Source organism: Neobacillus drentensis (assembly GCF_036966985.1).
Classification (GTDB): Bacteria; Bacillota; Bacilli; order Bacillales; family Cytobacillaceae; genus Neobacillus; species Neobacillus drentensis_E.
Window position 1 is genome coordinate 355 of sequence record NZ_JBALSN010000792.1, and the last position, 1,605, is coordinate 1,959.

Sequence of the window (1,605 nt, forward strand, 5' to 3'; positions counted from 1 at the left end):
AATAGTTAGGTATCCAAATGATACAGAGGATACACTTAGAATCTCAGCAGAACACCTTGATGAAAGTTTGGAATTAATAAACAAGCAAGGATTTAAAATCATTTCAATTGGCAGCAATGAGTTGACAGACGTAGACTTTTTAGAGAAATGCACGTCAGTTGAGAATCTACATATAGCCAGTGACACCATTAAAAACTTTGATGGATTAAAGTATCTGACAAACCTAAAAGTTTTATCATTGGGTGTTGGTAAGAAAAATAAGCTGGATTTGAGCCTCATCCCTTCTTTAGAAGAATTATACGGCGATTTGCCAGGAAAAACCCAAGGATTTTCCAACTTATCAAAATTAAAGATTGTTGTGGTTTCGGGATATAATCCCCCATCAAAGAATCTTTCCGAACTAGGAATGGCGGAAAATATTGAAGAGCTCCGCATTAGGCAAGCAAACCTTGAAACATTAGAAGGAATTGAGAGGTTAAGCAAATTGCGGTTCCTTGAGGTTTACGGCTCCAATAAATTAAATGATATAAGTTCAATTTCAGAACTTAAGAACTTGACTGGACTCGAATTGGAGAACTGCAAAAGTATCAGGGACTTTTCCTCAATCGGATCATTGAGCAATTTAGAATCGTTAACCGTCGTATCCTGCGGTAGTATGCAGTCTATTTCATTTACAAAAAGTCTTGATAAATTGAAATTTTTTAACTTCGACAGAACCGATGTAGAGGATGGCGATTTAAGCTATTGTGAAAGAATTCCCGTAGTTTATTTTACAGAGAAAAGGCACTTTTCACACAAACGAAAGGATATTAAGGGTGCCAAAATTGATCAAATCCCCTTGCCGACCGTTTTTTGGCGTGACCGAATGAATGACGGAGATGATACCTTTACAAATGAGAGTATAAATGCTTCGGAGAAAGCACTCAATGCGTACATACAAAAGATCAACGGTCTTGGTGATACCCCTACACAAAAGAAACTCTCGTCCCTAGTTAAAAAAGTCATACTAAAATTCAATAAGATAAATGAGAAATATGATTATTTCATTGAAACAATGGAAAGGGAAGAGCTTGCTGAATATATATTATCGGTTGCCGAATTAACTGGTCTTGAAACAGGTGATGACATCACTGAACAATGGAGAGAGTGGTAGTCCTTGTTATACTAACGGGACAGGATTATTTAATAAGAAAGATGAATTAAGTAATAAAAAAATGAATTTTTTGCTAGGGTGAAAAGTGTATGGAAAATAATGATAGGAAGAAAAGGCTGGAATTTCTTTTAGAACGCCAAAAACAAAAACAAGACAAATTAAATAGTATCAATCATTATAGAGTTTTATTTGATGAATGCATTGAAGCTCTAGGCAGTGGAGTGACTATTTTTTCTAATGAGAAGAGTAATGAACTTTATGGTTCGTTTCAAAATCAGGTACCATTTTCACGATTTGGCTTAATCGATTGGAACAAAATTGAAAACCATCATCTAATTTCTAAGTTATCTGAGGTTGCTGACCTACTCAATCAAGAGTATGTTGAAGTGTACTGGAGATACTCTGATTTTCCAGTAATAAAAGCCAAATTTCAAAATGTTATAAATGTATTT

General features: G+C 34.8%; 2 protein-coding genes. Both read left to right on the plus strand.

The window, feature by feature from the left end; translation table 11 throughout:
- The coding region (locus V7659_RS31785; RefSeq protein WP_335543950.1) for a hypothetical protein at nucleotides 1-1,153 on the plus strand (1,153 nt) is incomplete at its 5' end.
- A gap of 89 nt (nucleotides 1,154-1,242) precedes the next feature.
- A partial coding sequence (locus V7659_RS31790) for a CDI toxin immunity protein (RefSeq protein WP_335543951.1) occupies nucleotides 1,243-1,605 on the plus strand: 363 nt, incomplete at its 3' end.